The sequence below is a fragment of the Acinetobacter sp. YH12108 genome, from assembly GCF_013419055.1.
Taxonomy (GTDB): Bacteria; Pseudomonadota; Gammaproteobacteria; order Pseudomonadales; family Moraxellaceae; genus Acinetobacter.
The window spans coordinates 69,993-89,149 of the sequence record NZ_VPAW01000017.1 but is presented as its reverse complement, the minus strand read 5'-3'; the positions used below and the strand labels follow the sequence as shown (position 1 = coordinate 89,149).

The following is a 19,157-nucleotide window of genomic DNA, read 5'->3' as shown; positions in this document are numbered from 1 at the left end:
CTAGAAAGTCAACCAGTAATGAAAATTATTTTTAAACTTTCTTTCTAAAACCTAACTCAACCATTTCATGCTAAGTTACTGTTTTATCAGAAGTTTTAATCTTCATCACCGCCGATGGATGTGCATTCTACAGCATTTCAGAGGGCTTGCAACACCTTTTTCAAATAAATCTTACCGCATGTCTAATTTTTAGCCTTTTATGAAGTTTTTATTCATTTATTATACAATTTTGCTTAAATTACGCCTATTCCTAGTAATACAGTTTATTATTCCGGGTTAAACAACGCCACTATACTCAGAACAAGGCTTTGGGGTTTCCTTATGCATCGCTCTATTTATTTATCTTTATGCTTATTTTCTTTGGCCTCTAGCCCATTAATTTTTGCTGAAGACACTACTCAGGCTGAACAGACTGAAATAGAAACTGAATCTTCTACTACTGCTACGGTTCCACTCAGAGAAAAAATATCTTCTAAAGTGAGTCACCTGCAAACCCAGCTAAAAGTCGATGCTAGTGCTGCACAGGCTGAAGAAGTTAAAGATCCTTTCCAGGGCTGGAATAGAAAGGTGTATCAATTTAATAATGCAATCGATCAGGCAGTTGTTCGCCCCATTGCGGTTCAGTATCAGGAAAAGGTTCCTCAAGATGTGCGTGGCAGCTATACCCAGTTCCGTAGCAATTTAGGTGAACCATGGAATGCGGTAAACCAGTTGATTCAGGGCCGTCCTGCTCGTGCAGCAAAATCTTTGGGCCGTTTTACCATTAATACCTTAACTACTTTAGGTCTGGCAGACCCAGCCCGTCGTCTGGGACTGGATCATGAAGATGAAAAGTTCGGGATTACGCTAGGTTATTACGGTGTACCTTCCGGTCCTTATGTGATGTTACCGTTCCTAGGCCCAAGTTCTGTGCGTGATACTTTCGGTATGGCAGTCGATAGCCAGACCCGTCCACAGAAATATATTCTTGAAGATGATGAAGGCTTGTATTGGGGTGATCAATTCTGGCGTGCAATTGATAATCGTGCAGAATTACTTGATATTGAAGGTGTGTTAACAGGTGATCGTTATGCACAAATTCGCGATATTTATTTGCAACGTACCAATTATATGATCGCCCAGAAAAAAGGTCTGGAACAGGAATCTTTATTCCTTGAAGATGACTTCGATGATGAAAATCTTGAAGATGAATCTTTCGATGAAAATGAGACTGAATCTTCTAGTGATGACCTTTGAAACCTAAGCTCAATGATGATTTTCTAGCGAAAACCGTTCGCTAGCAATCATTTGCTTGTTATAGTACATCTTATAACTCATCCCAGGATCGAACTACCTGTCTATGTATTTCATTCAACCTACCCGTGATATTCCTTATTTAGATCAAGTGCTTGAGAAGCTTCCGCACGTTCAAGTAATCAAGTTGGAAGATCACGAGTTGTACGATGCGACGATTATTGCCATTGCAGATGTACATGATTATCTGAAATATAAGTGGAACCTTCCGACTGTCGTATTAGCGCTGGAAAATGAAGGAACAGCCTTGGCACAAGCTTGGGAACAAGGTGCTTTGGCAGGCTGGATCTGGGATAAACTGCCTGAACAACCCGATATCGCATTACAAAAAATCGATGCGCAATATAAGCGTAATCAGGATAGTCGTGATCTTCCTTCAGCAGCAGAGCTACAAAAACGTTTGCTACCGAATGAAATTGAATTAACCAATTATGCGGTTGAAACCTATTTTCAGCCTTCTGCCTATCTATCTGGCGATTGGTATGATTACTGGAAAATCAGCGATAAAGAAGTCATTTTCTATCTGGCAGATGTTTCTGGTCATGGCGTTACCAGCAGTTTATTAACATCCTGGATGGCAGCCTTTCATGGACGTTCGAAAACGCCTCGTGAGCTGATCAAGAAGCTGAACGGGATGCTGGTTCAGGAAAATATTGAAAAACATATCACCATGATAGCCGGAATTCTAAACCTAGAAAGTCATGTCTTGAAATGGTCCAGTGCTGGCCACTACCCTCCTCCGATTATCTTTGAACCGAATCAGGAACCTAAAATCCTGTCATCCAGCAGCTTTCCTCTTGGCCTCACTGAAGACCTTGAGGTAGAAGAAAATGAATATATCCTCAGCCGCAATGCACGATTTATTATCTGTTCAGATGGAGCATTGGAGCCGTTTAACGGCGGTCTGAATGAACAATTTTCCCAATTATTGCATCACTTACAGAACGAATCCTTCGAAGCACCCGAACATGTTGCCGACGATATTGCCATTCTCAGCTTTATAAGAGTGAAATAGCAGTATAATCACAAGCTTTATAAGCACTTAATTTGATTGCGACTTTCAGCTACTTGAGTATCCGTAGACCCTATGGGATAATTTAATATCCTTCTCTGCAAATGGCATTTATATGTCAACAGGTCATGTTGAATATGCAAGCTTGAATGGAACGCATATTTTTAAGCTTATCGGCGAAGTGCGGGCCCAATCTTGTATTAGTCTAGACAAATTACTGAACAAACTTGAGCAGCAGGACAACGTTGTTGGCGCAATTGTTGATCTGACTGAAACCAGCTTTATTGACAGCACTGTACTGGGTGTCCTAGCAAAATTAGGACTTAAACTTAAGCAGCTCCATAAGATCCAGGCGGTGATGTTGTCGACTAACTCTGATATCACGACTCTGGCCAACAGTATGGGCTTGGGGCAGGTCTTTGTCATTTTGGATTACTGCGGTGATTCAAATGTATGTACGCGTAAACTGATGGAAGAACATGTGACGCATCAAGCAATGCTGAAAACTGTTCTAGATGCACACAAGACTTTAATGCGGTTAAATCAGAGCAACCAGAATATGTTTGAGCCCTTGGTCAAACAGTTGCAAAAAGAACAAGATAATCTAGATCAAGTGTCTGAACAAAAGGTATGAACACACAATAAGGAATCCCTATGACTTTACTTTCTGTTGCACAGATGAATTCCCAAAATGAAATTGAGCAAAATTTCATGACCATCGAATCATTAATTCAACAAAGTAAAGCAAAAGGTGCTGAGCTTATTGTCTTTCCTGAAAATTTCGTCTGTTTTGCTGCTGGTAAGCAGCGCGAAACTGCAGCTCAATTCGAGAGCATTCAACAACGTCTGGAACAACTAGCGCATCAATATCAGATCTGGATTATCGCAGGGACATTACCCTGTCCTTATCGTCCTGATGGTTCGGTTATTGAAGATGGCCGGGTTCGAACTGTAAGTCTGTGTATTAGTCCAGAAAAAACTGAAGCCCGCTATGACAAGATTCACCTCTTTGATGTACAGGTCGGTGATGCTGTTGGTGGCTATCAGGAATCCCAATTTTTTGAACCAGGTACCGATGTTGTTGTTGCGAAAACACCTTTTGGCAATATCGGTATGATGGTCTGCTATGACCTGCGTTTTCCTGAACTTGCGCTTCATTTACGTGCCCAAGGCGCGAATATTTTAACTGCGCCATCTGCCTTTACTTACACCACTGGCCAAATGCACTGGCAATTATTATTGCAAGCACGTGCTATGGATACCCAATGCACAGTTCTCGGTGCTGCTCAACAGGGTTGGCATGGTGAAAAACGTCAAACTTGGGGACATGCCGCTGCCACAAACAGCCGTGGTCAACTTCTCGATATGGTGCATGCGGAAGGCGCACAGATTATTACGGTTGATTTTGATTTGACTGGGCAGGCCAAAGTGCGTGAGTCTATGCCACTCATGCAGCATCGCAAGCTACTAAAGTTCTCTTAAGTCAGACTTTTTACCGCATTCTCATTCGCTTGCATAAATTAACAAAATCCCTGCTTATTCTTCCCTAGAAATTATGGAGCATAGAAGTTCCATAAAAGAACAAGCAGGAAATACTCTCATGTCATTAGAAAAAGCAGTATATACCGCACGTGCCAAAGCTACAGGCGGTCGAGATGGCCGTGCAACCTCTGACGATCAGATTCTGGATGTGAAACTGGCAGTGCCCAAGGAAATGGGTGGCCCAGGTGGCGGGACCAATCCTGAACAATTGTTCGCTGCAGGTTATTCAGCCTGTTTTTTAGGTGCCATGAAGTTTGTTGCCAACCGGGATAAAATCAATATTAGCAAAGATGCCTATATTGAAGGTGAAGTTGGCATTGGTCCGATTCCTACCGGTTTTGGTATTGAAGTGACTTTAAATGTTCATTTAGAAGGAATGGAACAGGAAGAAGCACAAAAGCTGGTGGATGCCGCACACATCGTTTGTCCTTATTCAAATGCAACCCGTAACAATATTGATGTTACTTTGAATGTCATCACCTAAGTCTAAATAAACATTTCACTCTCTATCCTGAAAAATCAGAAGGCATTTCAGGATAGAGCTGATCATTCTTATAGAATTTTGATCAAAATTACTGTGTGCTATTTCATAGAAAAATGATCACTTGAAATATTTACTTAAGAAAACTGTGCCTTCCTATCCCATCGAATAAAAATTTACTCTGCCGCCTCATTGGTTACACGCAGAACTTCTTCAATGGTGGTTTTTCCAGCCAGTACTTTGCGTAAACCATCATCACGAATTGAACCTGACTGCTGACGTGCATAGGTTTCCAATTCATATTCCGCTGCATTGCCATGAATCAGACGGCGCATATGTTCATCAACCGGTACAATTTCATAAATGGCAGTACGTCCACTAAAGCCCGTATTCCCGCAGCGTTCACAACCGTGCGGTTGAGGTAATCTCAACTCCTGTGGATGCTCAATATGTTCAAACAGATTCTTTTCAAATGCATCTGCATCCTTCCAGGTCGCACAATGCGGACATAAAGTCCGCACCAGACGCTGAGCAACTACGCCAATTAAAGAGCTGGATAGCAAGAATGGTTCAATTCCCATGTCTTTTAGACGTGTCACTGCACCAATCGCAGTATTGGTATGCAGCGTTGATAATACCAAGTGACCTGTCAGCGAGGCTTGAACTGCAATTTCTGCAGTTTCCAGATCACGGATCTCACCGACCATCACTACATCCGGATCCTGACGCAGCATGGCTTTTAAGGCACGGGCAAAGGTCATATCGACTTTGGTATTTACCTGAGTTTGACCAATCCCTTCTAACTGATATTCGACTGGATCTTCAGCCGTCAGGATATTTTTGGAACCATCATTTAGATCAGAGAGTGCTGCATATAAGGTAGTGGTCTTACCCGAACCTGTAGGTCCAGTCACCAGAATAATGCCATGAGGGCGATGCACTAGGGCCTTGAGTCGATCATAATCATTATTCATCAAGCCAAGATGGGTCATATTTAGACGGCCGGCCTGCTTGTCCAGCAAACGCATCACCACCCGCTCGCCATAAGAGGATGGCAAAGTCGAAACACGCACATCGACTTCACGACCTGCCAGACGTAAGGAAATACGGCCATCTTGAGGAATACGTTTTTCTGCAATATCCAGCTTGGCCATGACCTTGATCCGTGATACCAGTAATGGTGCCAGTTCACGACGTGGCTGCACAATTTCACGCAACTGCCCATCGACACGCAAACGTACGGAAAGTCGTTTTTCGAAAGATTCCACATGGATATCTGAGGCGCCAACACGGATCGCTTCCGACAACAAGGCATTGATCAGACGGACAATAGGCGCATCATCTTCCTGATCCATCAGGTCTTCGGCTTCAGGAACCGAATCGGCAAGGCTTAATAAATCAGGATGATCTTCCAGACCGGCAGCCACCTGCTGTGACTCACCGCTATCGCCGGCAAAACTGGAACTGAGTAACTGATTGAATTCTTGTTCTGTACAATGTTGATACTGAGCCGGATGACCCAGCAAACGGCGTGCTTCCTGTAATGCAAGCATAGACGTATTGTCACGACGGACAATAAAAGCCTGATCTCCCTCATAACGCAACAGCACACCATGACGTTTCGCAAAGCTATACGGGATTTGTAATTGTTTCAGTACTTGCATCGCAGATTATAATAATGATGAAAAAATTTAAATTGAGTGTACTCTAAGCATATGACAGCGTGAAGTATGTTTTCAAAGATTTAGCAAGAAAGGATGCCAACATTGCCGCAAGATCAAGAGGAATTAAACCTGCAGTCTCCCCGAATCCAATGGTGGGGAGAGCAAAGTTTTGAAATTAACGAGTCCAAGGCCTGGCAATTTGGCTCTCTGCTGTTTCGTTTGACCCGAGGCTTGCAGGAATGGCGACTAGAATATTATCGTCCGACGGTGCAGTACGATTATGAACAGCAATGGCATCAGATTAATGATCCACTGTTTGCATTTCCGACACCGGTGAAAATTGAACGCTATATGTTCAAATCTACCCAAAGCAAGTTACAGCTTATGCCTCGTCTGGCGAATCGCTCAGTAGTGATTAAACCGGTTGATCCAATTTATATTCCGGCCGGTCAACGTGGAACGCTCTATATCAGTACCCCGCTATGGATTGCCGGTTTTGTCGAAGGTCAACGTGAACCGATTTTTGATCTTCCAGTGATTTTACCGAAAGATACCTGGTTTGGGCCAAATCACCGTTCCGGTGAAATTTGCTATGCTACCGCAGTCGATGGCCGGACTGAATTGCAACAATTACGTCCTCGTGCATTCCGTGCTGTGACTCCAATTGAGTTTCATAATACCAGTCAGCAGCAACTGCGTTTCGATCGGATGAATGTTCCAGTACCTGCATTGCCTCTCTTTTATAGTGCCAGCACTGAACGTCTGTGGACCTCGCAGATTAAGGTTTTGCATGAAGGCCTGGATCGCCCACCCCGGATCCGAGTGGAAAACCGTACCCCGCCCAATGCGGGTGAAGTAGATTATTTACACCCACCGCGTGATCCGGCGGGAAATTTATTTAATATGTTTGATTCATTTTTCTAAGAGCGTGTGATGCCAAATTCGAATATTCCAACCGAAGTCACCAACAGTCTCAAGGGAGTATTTACCAATATTAATACCGATCGCCTGACTGAAATTGTCGTCGCGGTTGTGCTGTGTTTTATTGGTTTCCTGATCGCACGTTTTTTTTCGAATGCTTTTATCCGTACTATTGGTATACGCTTTAATGCACATCAGCAAATGGTCTGGCGCCGCGGGATTTTCTACTTTATTTTCCTGCTGTTTGTGATGGCAAGTTTGAAGGAAGCCGGATTTAAACTCAGTGTCTTTCTCGGTGCAGCAGGTATTTTAACCGTCGCACTGGGTTTCGCATCCCAAACCTCTGCATCCAACCTGATCAGCGGTATCTTCCTGATTGGTGAAGGATCTTTTGAGGTCGGTGATACCATTCAGATTACACTGATTCGTGGACATACCGTTGAAGGTGAAGTGATTTCGATTGATCTGCTCTCGGTTAAACTACTTACCCAAGACAATATTTATGTACGCTTGCCGAACGAACAACTGATTCGGGCTCCGGTACACAACTTGTCCAAGTTTCCAATCCGGCGTATTCCGATTACCTTGGCTATTAATTTCCATGAAGACATCATCAAAGTGCGTGAAGTACTGCTTGATGTTGCCAATAAATATCCACTGGTTCTGGCCGATCCAAAGCCTGCAGTCACAGTCACCGCCTTCCGTGAATCTTCGATTGAACTTTTGTTTGCGATTTGGTGTCAGCAGGAAAATTATCTGAAAGTCCGTGATGAAATGCAGGAACGGATTCGAAATGGCTTTCTCGATAACCAGATTGAAATTCCGGTACCGAAAATGGGCTTTGTTGATCATCCACTGGCTCGCCCACTGGAAAATGAAGACGTTGATCAATATGCCAATGAGAAGGAGCTGAAGAGAAAGCCGGATTTAAAATAACTTTTTCTAAATCACTCCTCACCTCCCTTTACTAAGGGAGGAACTGTCATAAAAAGCCTGTCTTTCTTTTACATATCGCTTAAAGCAGTGCTTTAAGCTCGTTCAGGGTTTGGGGAGATTAAATTAACGCTCAAATCGAGTAATTTAGATTCAAACCCTTTTCTCCCCATCCGGCATTGGTGCTATATACGCAATCAGTAGCATGACCCCACCGGCCAGCAAGAATGAAATCACACGTGTCAGTGTACCGGTATGAGATAAGTCGAATAACACCAGCTTCAAGCTGACGATTACCAGAATACTGCCTCCTAAAATCCACATCGGTTTAAGCCTTTTTAGCGTAGCCGTCCACATAGTCGCCCAGGCCAGCAATACCCAAAGAATCGTCAGGCTTAACTGTACTGTGGCATTACTCCACAATTCCAGGCTATTGAATGGTGTTTGCAGATAGATATGTAAGGCCCGTAATACAATATAGCTCGACAGCCATAACAGGCTTAGTACCATCAGTACCGACATCATCCCGCGATCGTGTCCTGCCCGAATCTGCTGCAACAGCATCCACAGGAAACTGGCAAGCATGGCCAGACTGATCAGATCAAATGGATTGAATAGAGGTAACCAGTAATATTGGAAAGCTTGCTGGTTAAACAGCTGTGAGCATATTAACCAAGCTCCCATTAACACTAAGCAGTTTTTACTCTGCCAGAGTAAGCGCCACTCTGAATTTTCTTTTCGTCGATAACACCAGAACCAGAATACCAAAGGCAGAATTACCATACTGAGATAAGGCATGCTCGGTATTAGGCATACACTAGCCAAAGTCAGGCTGGCAAATACCCCAAAGCTCATCCACTCTTTGGATAAATCAATTCCTTTCACCGGTCTTAACCATAAAGCAGCCAGCAATAATGATGAAAGTGCAAAGATTCCACGCTCCAAAGCACTTGGCCAGACCAGAATCCCATTTTCGCTATAATCAACAGCCAGCAAAATCGCAATGATCACCAATGGCGTAAGACCGCTCCATTTTGGCAATAACCAGCACCATTCCTGATGCTTGCGCTGTATGATTTCACTTAGAACCGTATAACCCAGTGCAAGACTGAATAAACTATAAATATAGGCCTGCTCATGAGCGAACTCATCTTCAAGCAAGGCAAACAACATCAGGGTCGCAGCAAAACTGAGAGTGCTCAGAAAACTGATACTTAAGCTATTAAGCTGCTGGCGGTATTTGGCTTTAAGCTGACTCAGGAAGACGACGGCGACATAACAAAAGCTGAGAATCCAGAAAATTTTCCGCGGTGTGGGATTAAGCTCAATCAGATAGTAAACACTACTGAAGCCTGCCATGATCAGCAGTCCCATACTCAGATAATGCGCAACCCGAATATTCTTTTCCAATGCCCAGAGATAAATTAGTACGCCTTCAACTGCCCAACCGACTACGCTCCACTGCTCTGTCAATAAAATGGGTGGAACCAAAGCCAGAAAGATCAGCATCAAGCTGAGATAACTTTGGGAAATGACCTGAACACTTTCTCTACGACGCACTAAAGTCCAACAGATTGCAAATATCCCGGCAAATAACAGACTAAGCCCGGCTTGCCAAAGCTTCTGATCAGGCTGATTGAAATGAATCAGATACAGAAAAATATAGGCGGTAATCGGTGCAGCGAAAATCAGGGCAAGATCTAGAACCGGTTTTAGACGAAAACGGGGAAGATCCTGCCGGGCCAGTAACTGGCTAAAGCGAAAGCCTAGCCAGATGAATACCGCACTATGTGCCAGAATCAGGGCGGTCATTGTATAACGCTCGTATGTATGACCATGAATCAGGCTATACATCCCGCCTACTATGATTGTGACCAGAAAAGCAATCTGGTTCAGGATTTTCCAGGGCCGCAAACTGCTGAGTAACAGCACGCCGATATTAATCAGCAGATAATAACTGATGAACTCAACCGCAGAAGCATCCCGGGTCGGTAAGGTAAACGGCGCCAGATAGGCAATGAATAAGGCCATGACTGCCAGCTCAATACTTTCCTGTTTCAAGCTTAAGTACAGCGTAATTGCTAAAATGACCAAGAACACCAGAGCTGCCAGTGGCAACGTGGCAATCACCAGATTGTAGTAGGCAAAGAACAAGGTCAGAAATAGTGCCCCTAATCCCAAGCCTTCCAGTGCCAGACCGAAACTGCGGTTTTTAGCGATCAGGGTATAACCCAATCCGGTCACAACAACAGCAGATAAGGCGACCAGTCCTAATTTTACCGCCAAGCTCAGCTGCCAGTGCTCTGTCGCAAAACGTAGTAATAAAATGATTCCGATCACCAAAATGGCGATCGCAGCTTTAAGAACCGGATTTCCACGAAAAATCCACTGCTGGATCTGATCCAGCAATTGTGGTTGCTCTGAACTAGCTTGAGCAGCAATAGGTAAAGGAATATCGGGTTGAGTGATTTCTGGATGTATCTGATCTGCTGACCGGTAACGAGATTGCAACTGAACTATGTTACGTTCCAAACGTTGTAACCAGCGTAATAGAAAGAAAATCCAGGCGGTAATGCCGATCCCCATCAGCCAGTTAAGCTCAGTCACGCCTCCGACAATGGCGATAATAGAAGAAATATACAGCGGTATTTTAGAATTGGCTGGCACAATCACCTGCGTCGGTGCAGCCAGATCCCGCACGGGCGCTTCAATGGCACTGATATATTGCATCACGCTGATCAGGAAACCCAGACCAGTGAGATAAGTCACGATCTGCAATTCCAGATACCATGCACTTATTCCCACAATTACCAGACTAATCAGCCAGATCATACGCAATTCATTTTGCCCTGCAGTCATTCTTCTCGTTCTCGTTCCTTAACCATGTCATCATACAACAGCTTATACTGCTTATTTCATCTTCACCCGATATTCGCTAAGCTGTAGAAACCGACTTGCTCCTGCGAGTGCAGTAAAAATCACGTACAATAAAACTGTTTTTTGAATAAGGAATTGATTACATGCCACCATTTGTCTTGGTCGATGGCTCTTACTTTTTATTTCGTGCCTTTCATGCACTACCACCATTAACCACGTCAACCGGTCTGCACACCAATGCAATTCGTGGTGCGATTTCTGCTATTCAAAAACTGATGCGCCGTACCCAGCCAACACATATGGCGGTGATTTTCGACACGCCTGAACCGACTTTCCGTCACGAGCTATCACCTATTTATAAAGGTGACCGTCCGAGCATGCCGGAAGAACTGTCACAGCAAATTCCATACTTACATGCCTTGATTCGTGCTTTGGGCATTCCCCTGCATATGCTGCCAGGTGCGGAAGCGGATGACATTATTGGTACACTGGCTAAACGTGCTGAAGCTTTAGGCCATCAGGTGCTGATTTCGACTGGTGATAAAGACATGGCACAGCTGGTGACTGATAAAGTGACCCTGGAAGACAGTTTCAAAGAAAAACCAATGGATGTTGATGGGGTTTTTGAAAAGTTTGGTGTATGGCCAAACCAGATCATTGACTATCTGACCCTGATGGGCGATGCCTCAGACGGTATTATGGGTGTGCCTGGGATTGGGGCGAAAACTGCAGCCAAATTACTCAATGAATATGGCTCGATTGGTGGCATTCTGGAAAATGTCGACAAGATCAAAGGTAAAGTTGGTCAGAATATTAAAGACAATACCGATGGCATTGCACTGGATCATCAGTTGGCCAGCATCATTTGCGATCTGGATTTAAGCTTCACTTACGATGACCTGAAACTTCAGGATCCAAATGTAGAAGCTTTACGTAATCTGTATACTGAACTGGAATTCCGTAACCAGCTGCAATCACTGGATCATCCAAATAATCCCAATAACCGTAATTATAAACAGGCTACCCAATCGATTACTGCCAAAGCAGCACCTGAACCTCAGGAAGCTGATGACCAGCAGGCGACACTGAGCAGTGATAACGATCAGCTCGGAGAGGCGACTTATCATACCGTCTTGACTCAGGAAGATTGGAGTAAGCTGTTTGAACGTTTAAATACTGAAAAACGCTTTGCTTTTGATACTGAAACCACCAGTCTGGACTATCGTATTGCACAGATTGTCGGTTTTTCGGTGGCTTTTGATGCCCAGGATGCCTATTACGTACCGCTAGCACATGATTATGAAGGTGCGCCAGAACAGCTCAATCGTGAAGAAATTCTGGCTCAGATCAAACCGATTCTAGAAAATGAAGCCATTCAGAAAATTGGCCACCATCTGAAATATGATGCGCATGTTCTGGAAAATCACGGCATTCATCTGGCGGGTTGGTATTTTGATACCATGCTGGCTTCTTATGTGCTGAACTCAGTTGCCACCCGTCATGGCATGGATGATGTAGCCCGTCTGTACTTAAGCCACTTAACCACCACTTATGAACAGGTGGCGGGCAAAGGCGCCAAACAAAAAACTTTCAATAAAATCGAGATCGAAACTGCAGCGCATTATGCGGCAGAAGATGCGCATGTGACTTATCGCCTGTTTGAAGTACTCAGCAAAAAGCTGCAGACTTATCCTGAACTGGTCAATATTCTGTACAATATTGAAATGCCTGTAGCGCGTGTGCTGACCAGTATGGAAGAAAATGGCATCCGACTGGATCTGGCTTTCCTGGATCAGCTCGGTTGTGAGTTCGCTCAAACCATGCAGAATCTGGAAAATCAGATCACGGAAATAGCCGGTGAAGCGTTTAATGTTAGCTCCCCTAAGCAGGTCGGTGAAGTTCTGTTTGACAAACTGGGCCTAAAAGGTGGTAAAAAGACCTCTACCGGTCAGTACAGTACCAGCGAAAGTGTACTGGAAAAACTGGAACACCCGATTGCTGAACTGATTTTGGAATATCGCGGTCTGTCTAAACTGAAAAGTACCTATACCGATGGTCTATGCAAACAGGCCAATAACGAAACCCATCGTGTGCATACCAGTTATCATCAGGCACTCACAGCCACTGGCCGTTTATCGTCTACTGATCCAAACCTGCAAAACATTCCAATTCGTGCGGAAATCGGACGTCAGATTCGTAAGGCCTTTATTGCACCTGAAGGTCGTGTCTTACTCGCAGCCGATTATTCACAGATTGAATTGCGTCTGATGGCACATTTATCTCAGGATGATGCGCTAGTAGATGCCTTTAACCATGGACAGGATGTGCATCGCCGTACCGCAGCTGAAGTTCTGGGTATCCCGCTTGAAGAAGTGACCAATGATCAGCGTCGTCAGGCCAAAGCCGTGAATTTCGGTCTGCTCTATGGCATGTCTGAATTTGGTCTGACCCGTCAGTTAGGTTTCACCCGTCAGGAATCACAGGAATATATCAAACAGTATTTCCGCCGCTATCCGGGAATTTATGAATATATGCAGCGTACCCGTCAGGTGGCATTGGAACAAGGCTTCGTTGAAACTATTCTAGGTCGCCGTTTATACACACCGGATATCGATGCCCGTAACATGATGGTCCGCAAAGCCGCTGAACGTGCGGCGATTAATGCACCATTACAAGGTTCAGCTGCAGACATTATCAAAATGGCGATGATTGAGGTTGATAAAATGCTACCTAAAGATCAGGCCAAAATGCTGCTACAAGTGCACGATGAATTGGTGTTCGAAGTTGATGAAGCGATTGCAGATGAACTGGCACCTCAACTGGCTGAAGTGATGCAATCTGTGATTGAAATCTCTGTGCCTTTGGTCGTGGAAGTCGGTAAAGGCATGAACTGGGATGAAGCGCATTAATACTAAAGCTCCTTCCTCCTTTTAGGAGGAAGGTTGGGATAGAGGTTATTTAAATTTATAGACCTCACCCTAACCCTCTCCTACAAGGAGAGGGAATTTTCTTGAAATAAAAAAGGACGCCTAAGCGTCCTTTTCTTTGGGATCTGATTAAAGGCCGGTTAGCAACACAATTGCCACCTGGTTCATAATCATTTCAATTACGATCAATGCCAAAATTGCCAAGATTGGAGACAGATCGATCATCCCCATATTCGGCATGATACGACGGAACGGTGCCAATAATGGCTCTGCAAGTTCCTGAACTACCTCAATATAAGGTGAACGGGATTGCGTAAACATCACCACCCAGCTCAAAATAATTGTTGCAAAAATCAGGTAACGACAGAAACGGATCAAATCCTGCATCATGGTAACGAAGGTTAGAATAAGCAAATGGATTGGACCATTTGGCATTCCCCCAGACAAATACATGATGCCAAAAATTTTCAGCAAATACAGCACGACCAAAAGTGCCAGTGCAGCAGTATTCACCCGGCCTTTACCTGCAGTTGGGAAAATACGCCCGAACACATCTACAATTTTAGTCGCTTTGACAGTAGATAGAACGACAGGATTATAAGGACTCACCGCGGCCAATTGCATTAAAAAGCGGAAGAATACGAGCAAAATCGCGACGTTAATGATAATGCCAAAAATTAGCGCAGAATTTGCACCCATACTTGAACGTTCCTAAAAATTAAACTGAAGATTATTTGCTATTGTCACTGAGCTCTTGGGCCAGTTCCTGACTACGTTTTTGCGCAGCAGCAAGCGCTGCCTGAATATTTTGAGAAATTTGCGCGCGATCAAATACTTCCAATGCCGCCTGAGTTGTACCATTCGGAGATGTTACATTTTTACGCAGCTCTGCCGGTGTATTCGAACTGGTGATCGCCATTTGCGCTGCCCCCAAAGCAGTTTGCAATGTCAATGCAGTAGCTACTTTTTCATCCAGACCTAAATTCTTGCCTGCACGAATCATGCTTTCCATCATATAGAAGAAGTAAGCAGGTCCTGAACCAGAGACTGCAGTTACGGCATCAATCTGAGCTTCTGAGTTTACCCAAATTGTCAGACCGGTAGAAGCCAAAACCTGACTCGCCAGCTCACGGTCATCATTACCAACTTCTGCATTGGCAAATAAACCATGTGCACCAGTCTGTACCAATGCGGGTGTATTCGGCATCACACGGACAATACGATCAGTACCCAATAGCGCAGATAGTGTTGCAATCTCGGCACCCGCAACAATTGAAATCACCAGCTTGCCATCAAGTAAACCTTGAAGTGGTTTTAACACACCAGCTAAAACCTGTGGTTTGACTGCAAACAGGACGATATCCGCATCTTTAATAGCAGCAATATTATCATCGGTGACATTGACTTCTTTTTCTGCAAGAAGTGAGCGTACTTTCTCAACCGGATCAGAAACTGTAATACGCGTTGCTGGCAACCCCTGCGAAATCAGCCCGCCAATCAAGGCTTGAGCCATATTACCGCCACCAATAAAACTAATATTACAATTTAAAGCTGCACTCATGTTTAATGCTCGTCGTTGAATTCTAAAGTTGAAGAAACCGAAATGGGTAGCCATCCCCCTGCTTCACAATATGCAGATTGAGCTAACCAAAATCCTTTAGGTGTAAACACGCCTAGCATAACATTATCTGTGCTTAATATTTGAATAGTATGCCGAGTCCAAGGAAATATTTGCGCTTCCTGAATAGCTTTTTTGAGCGGCCAGTGTCCCACCCGTCCATAGAGATGGATTTTTTCACCCCCCTTCCGTTGCCGTAAATACAAGGGTTGTCCTAATAAAGTGGGACATAATCCTATCTCAGCCCTTTGAATCCTGAATTGACCGGAAGGAAGATGAACCTGATCTTTATTCTGTAAAATGATCTGCTGTTCGGCTACAGTCGATTGTTGGTCAACCAGATAAACTTCAGCTTTTAGGCGATGCAACTGCTGCTGATAACGCACATAGTAATAACCCGACCAATGCAGCGCTGCTTGAGCATCTGGTTTCGCTCCAATTACTTCAGCCTGTACACGCTCAACCATGTCCAGAGAGGGACGATATTGTCCCTCGCCTTTCATCCAGACCGAGAGTAACTGACGCTGCCGTGCTTTGGATAAACTTGAGAATGAAGATAGATCGAGAATTTCGGCGTTACCACAGAGTTTGAGATCCTGCTCTAATACGTCTTGCAGAATGTTTTGTGCATCCTGCATCAGTTCACTGGTACGAGCCAAGGCAGACTGCATTTTCGGATAGCGATGACTTAAGACTGGCCACAGCACCTGACGTGCCCAGGCACGGTCATAATGAGTATCCTGATTAGTCGGATCTTCAATATTCTGGATATTTAAATCTGCTGCCCATTGGCAAATCTGCTCACGAGAAATATCCAGCAGTGGCCGCCAGATGGTTAAATCTGTCCGTATATCGATCGCTTTCATGGCAGCCAGACCATCAATCCCTGCCCCAGAAAGTAAGCGCAACATTAAAGTTTCTGCTTGATCTTGCTGATGATGGGCTAAGACCAGAATTTCATCGGGCTGAAGATGCTGTAAATAAGCTTGATACCGTGATTGGCGAGCCTGTGATTCCAGATTGCCGCTGGCAACATGGACGGGCTGAATGATGCAAGGAATATTTAGTTGCTGACACTGATGCTGGACAAAAGTGCCCCATTCATTGCTGATACTTTGTAATTGATGATCAACATAAATCGCGCGGATTTTTTCCGGACACAAAAAAAACATCAGATGCAGCAACAGCATAGAATCTACGCCGCCACTGCATCCGATTAGAAATTTTGTTTCTGCAGGAAATTCCTGCAGTTGCTTTAAGATGCCAGACCTAAATTGTCGCTGCCAAACTTCATTAAACGTTGGTAACGTGCTTCGCATCGTGCTTGTGGTTCCATTGCTTGCAGTTCATTTAAAGCTTCTTTCAGGACTGCTTTCAGTTGGTACATGACTTCATCCGGATCCAGATGTGCACCTTCACCTTCATCAACAACGTATTCAACAATGCCCATCTTCTGTAATTTTTCAGCAGTCAATGCCAAAGCTTCACTGGCTTGTTCCGCTTTTTCTGCGGTTTTCCACAGAATAGATGCACAACCTTCTGGTGAAATCACTGAATAAATACTGTGAGAAAGCATCACTACACGGTCCGCCACGCCAATCCCGAGCGCACCACCTGAACCGCCTTCACCCAGAACAGTGGCAATTACAGGCACTTTCAGATTAGAAAGTTGTGCCAATGAAGAAGCAATCGCTTCAGCCTGACCACGCTCTTCTGCACCTACACCCGGGTATGCACCCATGGTATCAATAAAGGTAAAGACTGGCAGATTAAAACGTTCCGCCATATCCAGCAGACGCTGAGCTTTACGGTAACCTTCCGGGTTACTCATCCCAAAATTATGCTGCAATTTTTCACGGGTACTACGACCACGGTGCTGACCCACGATCATCACTGGTTGTCCATCGAAACGTGCCAGACCACCGATCATTGCGCCATCATCACCATAGAGACGGTCGCCATGCAAAGCATCAAATTCGGTGAATATTTCACCTACGTAGTCCAGAAATTGTGGACGTTCCGGATGACGAGCAATCTGTACTGTCGTCCATGCTTTTGATGGGGTAGCTTTATTTTTCATAGGTCAACCGTTTTCATCCCTATAAAGGTATTAATTAACAAATTGTTCAGATTGAACCGAGAGCTCGATCTCCCAATTTTTAAACTGCACCTGTTCATCATGCAGTTCAGCAATCAGCAATGGCCATTGTTTGGCATCACCAGAAATGCTGAGCTGCCATTGTTGCGCATTCTTGACCTTGAGTTCAATGGCAGGAAGCATCTCATCACTACGACTGTGATTGACCAAAACCGCCAGACGCAACAGCAAACACAGCTGTAAAAGTTTAGTTCCACCGACTTTCATCACATCATGCTTGGCATCAGCGCGCAATTTACGGCGATGGTGTGCGACCAAATGTGACAAATAATTCTGATCTACCTGCGAAAAACCGGCAATGTCAGAATGTTGCAATAAATAGGCACCGTGGCGGTGATAACCACTATGACTGATCGCTAAACCAATTTCATGCAAATAAGCGGCGCGACGGAGTAAATCACTGTCTTCACTATACAGGCCGAGATCACCAGCCACATCATCAAACAGTTTTTCCGCAGTCTGCACTACACGTTCGGCCTGTTTGGCATCGGCATTATAACGACCAATTAAGGCATGAACAGAACGATCACGGATATCTTCATGCTTGAAACGACCCAAGAGGTCATACATCACGCCTTCACGCAATGCGCCATCTGAATACACCAGATGTGGGATATTCAGTACATCAAATACTGCATATAAAATGGCAATTCCTGCAGGTAAAACTGCACGACGGTCATCTTTCAGACCTTCAAACTCCATGTCCGAAACATGCTTATATTTGAATAATTTATCTTTAAGTTTTTCCAGACCTTCACGGGTGAGCTGTTCTTTATCATTGCTCCAGCCCATATTGACACAGATCTGACGACAGGCTTTGATCGTACCACTCGAACCAACGACTGCATCCCAACCGGCAGATTTATAAGTATTGGCAATGCCTGAAATTTCTTTACGTGCCGCAGTCACTGCCTTATCAAATGCTTTATGGGTGATTTCACCATCAGCAAAGAATTTCTTGGTAAAAGTCACACATCCCATCTGCACAGATTCGGTATGAATGGGTTCGAATTCTTCCCCAATAATCAGTTCAGTCGAACCCCCACCGATATCTACCACCAGACGACGGCCAGTATTGGCCATGGTATGTGACACACCGAGATAAATTAGACGCGCTTCTTCGCGACCAGCAATAATTTCAATCGGTTTTGGTAAAATTTCAGCTGCTTTCTGAATAAATTCATGACCATTTTTGGCCTGACGCAAAGCATTCGTTGCCACAATCCGTAAACGGTTCGGTTGTACCGATCCCAAGCGTCCGACAAAACGGGCCAGACAAGCCAAACCGCGCTGCTGTGCGGCTTCAGTCAAATTTTTATTTTCATCCAGTCCCGCAGCAAGTTGAACCTTTTCTGACATTGATGCGACTTTTTTCACTTCGCCATGATCCACCCGGGCAATCGCCAAATGAAAACTGTTTGATCCCATATCGATGGCTGCGAGTAATTCTTCATCAATCAAAAAATCAGACATTCTAGAAATAAACCTTTTAAGAATTGTGCTTAGAGTAATTCACAACCATGCAATTTAAAAGCCATTTGTCAGGACAATTTCGCGTAATTATTTTTTTCATTTATAGGACAATTGTATGAGGCGATGGTGACTATCGTGATCATCCATTAGACAAAACAACATTAAAGCTTGAAAATTTACAGATTCCCCTACATTGTTAAAGATGGCTATGTAATACTAATAATTATAGTTATCTTTATAAAATTAATTCTGGAGCAC

15 protein-coding genes are annotated in these 19,157 nt (G+C 44.3%); 8 read left to right on the top strand and 7 right to left on the bottom strand.

Annotation, left to right across the window (positions count from 1 at the left end; all coding sequences use genetic code 11):
- The first annotated feature begins 321 nt into the window (after positions 1 to 321).
- The 5 genes from FTU46_RS11800 (at position 322) to FTU46_RS11780 (ending at position 4,331) form a co-directional block, all read left to right on the top strand.
- Positions 322 to 1,236: a VacJ family lipoprotein gene (locus FTU46_RS11800; protein ID WP_180105046.1), complete on the top strand. Its 915-nt coding sequence runs from the start codon at positions 322 to 324 to the stop codon at positions 1,234 to 1,236.
- A gap of 103 nt (positions 1,237 to 1,339) precedes the next feature.
- Positions 1,340 to 2,308, top strand: a complete 969-nt coding sequence (gene gigA / locus FTU46_RS11795; protein WP_004783531.1) for an RsbU family protein phosphatase GigA — start codon at positions 1,340 to 1,342, stop codon at positions 2,306 to 2,308.
- Between the two features lie 112 nt (positions 2,309 to 2,420).
- Entirely contained in the window at positions 2,421 to 2,939 is a 519-nt protein-coding gene (gigB, locus tag FTU46_RS11790; protein WP_004783532.1) for an anti-anti-sigma factor GigB, read from the top strand.
- A 20-nt stretch (positions 2,940 to 2,959) separates the two neighbouring features.
- Entirely contained in the window at positions 2,960 to 3,787 is an 828-nt protein-coding gene (locus FTU46_RS11785) for a carbon-nitrogen hydrolase family protein (protein WP_180105045.1), read from the top strand.
- A 118-nt stretch (positions 3,788 to 3,905) separates the two neighbouring features.
- The gene (locus FTU46_RS11780) at positions 3,906 to 4,331 is read left to right on the top strand and encodes an organic hydroperoxide resistance protein (protein ID WP_159123044.1); all 426 of its coding nucleotides are present in this window, start codon (positions 3,906 to 3,908) and stop codon (positions 4,329 to 4,331) included.
- Between the two features lie 173 nt (positions 4,332 to 4,504).
- Here the strand turns inward: FTU46_RS11780 and gspE are convergent, their stop codons facing one another.
- Entirely contained in the window at positions 4,505 to 5,992 is a 1,488-nt protein-coding gene (gene gspE / locus FTU46_RS11775; protein WP_180105044.1) for a type II secretion system ATPase GspE, read from the bottom strand.
- A gap of 93 nt (positions 5,993 to 6,085) precedes the next feature.
- Here gspE and FTU46_RS11770 point away from each other — a divergent pair, with 93 nt between their 5' ends.
- Together FTU46_RS11770 and FTU46_RS11765 are read left to right on the top strand one after the other, a co-directional pair.
- Positions 6,086 to 6,916 carry a hypothetical protein gene (locus FTU46_RS11770; protein WP_180017806.1) on the top strand — a complete coding sequence of 277 codons (831 nt, stop codon included), beginning with the start codon at positions 6,086 to 6,088 and terminating at the stop codon, positions 6,914 to 6,916.
- 9 nt (positions 6,917 to 6,925) lie between these two features.
- Entirely contained in the window at positions 6,926 to 7,849 is a 924-nt protein-coding gene (locus tag FTU46_RS11765) for a mechanosensitive ion channel family protein (RefSeq protein WP_180011759.1), read from the top strand.
- Between the two features lie 150 nt (positions 7,850 to 7,999).
- On the opposite strand, the gene FTU46_RS11760 is transcribed toward FTU46_RS11765, so the two are convergent.
- Positions 8,000 to 10,705 (bottom strand): DUF2339 domain-containing protein, encoded by a 2,706-nt coding sequence (locus FTU46_RS11760; RefSeq protein WP_180105043.1) that lies wholly within the window; start codon positions 10,703 to 10,705, stop codon positions 8,000 to 8,002.
- A gap of 161 nt (positions 10,706 to 10,866) precedes the next feature.
- Here FTU46_RS11760 and polA point away from each other — a divergent pair, with 161 nt between their 5' ends.
- A complete protein-coding gene (gene polA, locus FTU46_RS11755; RefSeq protein ID WP_180105042.1) occupies positions 10,867 to 13,632 on the top strand; it encodes a DNA polymerase I in 2,766 nt (921 codons plus the stop codon).
- Between the two features lie 147 nt (positions 13,633 to 13,779).
- Here the strand turns inward: polA and FTU46_RS11750 are convergent, their stop codons facing one another.
- The 5 genes from FTU46_RS11750 to ppx are packed head-to-tail and all read right to left on the bottom strand — an operon-like array spanning position 13,780 to position 18,899.
- Positions 13,780 to 14,349: a YggT family protein gene (locus tag FTU46_RS11750; RefSeq protein WP_004783550.1), complete on the bottom strand. Its 570-nt coding sequence runs from the start codon at positions 14,347 to 14,349 to the stop codon at positions 13,780 to 13,782.
- Positions 14,350 to 14,380: 31 nt separating this feature from the next.
- Positions 14,381 to 15,211, bottom strand: coding sequence for a pyrroline-5-carboxylate reductase (proC, locus tag FTU46_RS11745; protein ID WP_004783553.1), 831 nt, complete (start codon positions 15,209 to 15,211; stop codon positions 14,381 to 14,383).
- Positions 15,212 to 15,213: 2 nt separating this feature from the next.
- A complete protein-coding gene (gene tilS / locus FTU46_RS11740; protein WP_180105041.1) occupies positions 15,214 to 16,587 on the bottom strand; it encodes a tRNA lysidine(34) synthetase TilS in 1,374 nt (457 codons plus the stop codon).
- Positions 16,524 to 17,348, bottom strand: a complete 825-nt coding sequence (locus FTU46_RS11735; protein WP_004783557.1) for an acetyl-CoA carboxylase carboxyltransferase subunit alpha — start codon at positions 17,346 to 17,348, stop codon at positions 16,524 to 16,526. The genes tilS and FTU46_RS11735 overlap by 64 nt, the downstream gene beginning before the upstream one ends.
- 30 nt (positions 17,349 to 17,378) lie before the next feature.
- Positions 17,379 to 18,899 (bottom strand): exopolyphosphatase, encoded by a 1,521-nt coding sequence (ppx, locus tag FTU46_RS11730; RefSeq protein WP_180105040.1) that lies wholly within the window; start codon positions 18,897 to 18,899, stop codon positions 17,379 to 17,381.
- Positions 18,900 to 19,157: the final 258 nt, after the last annotated feature.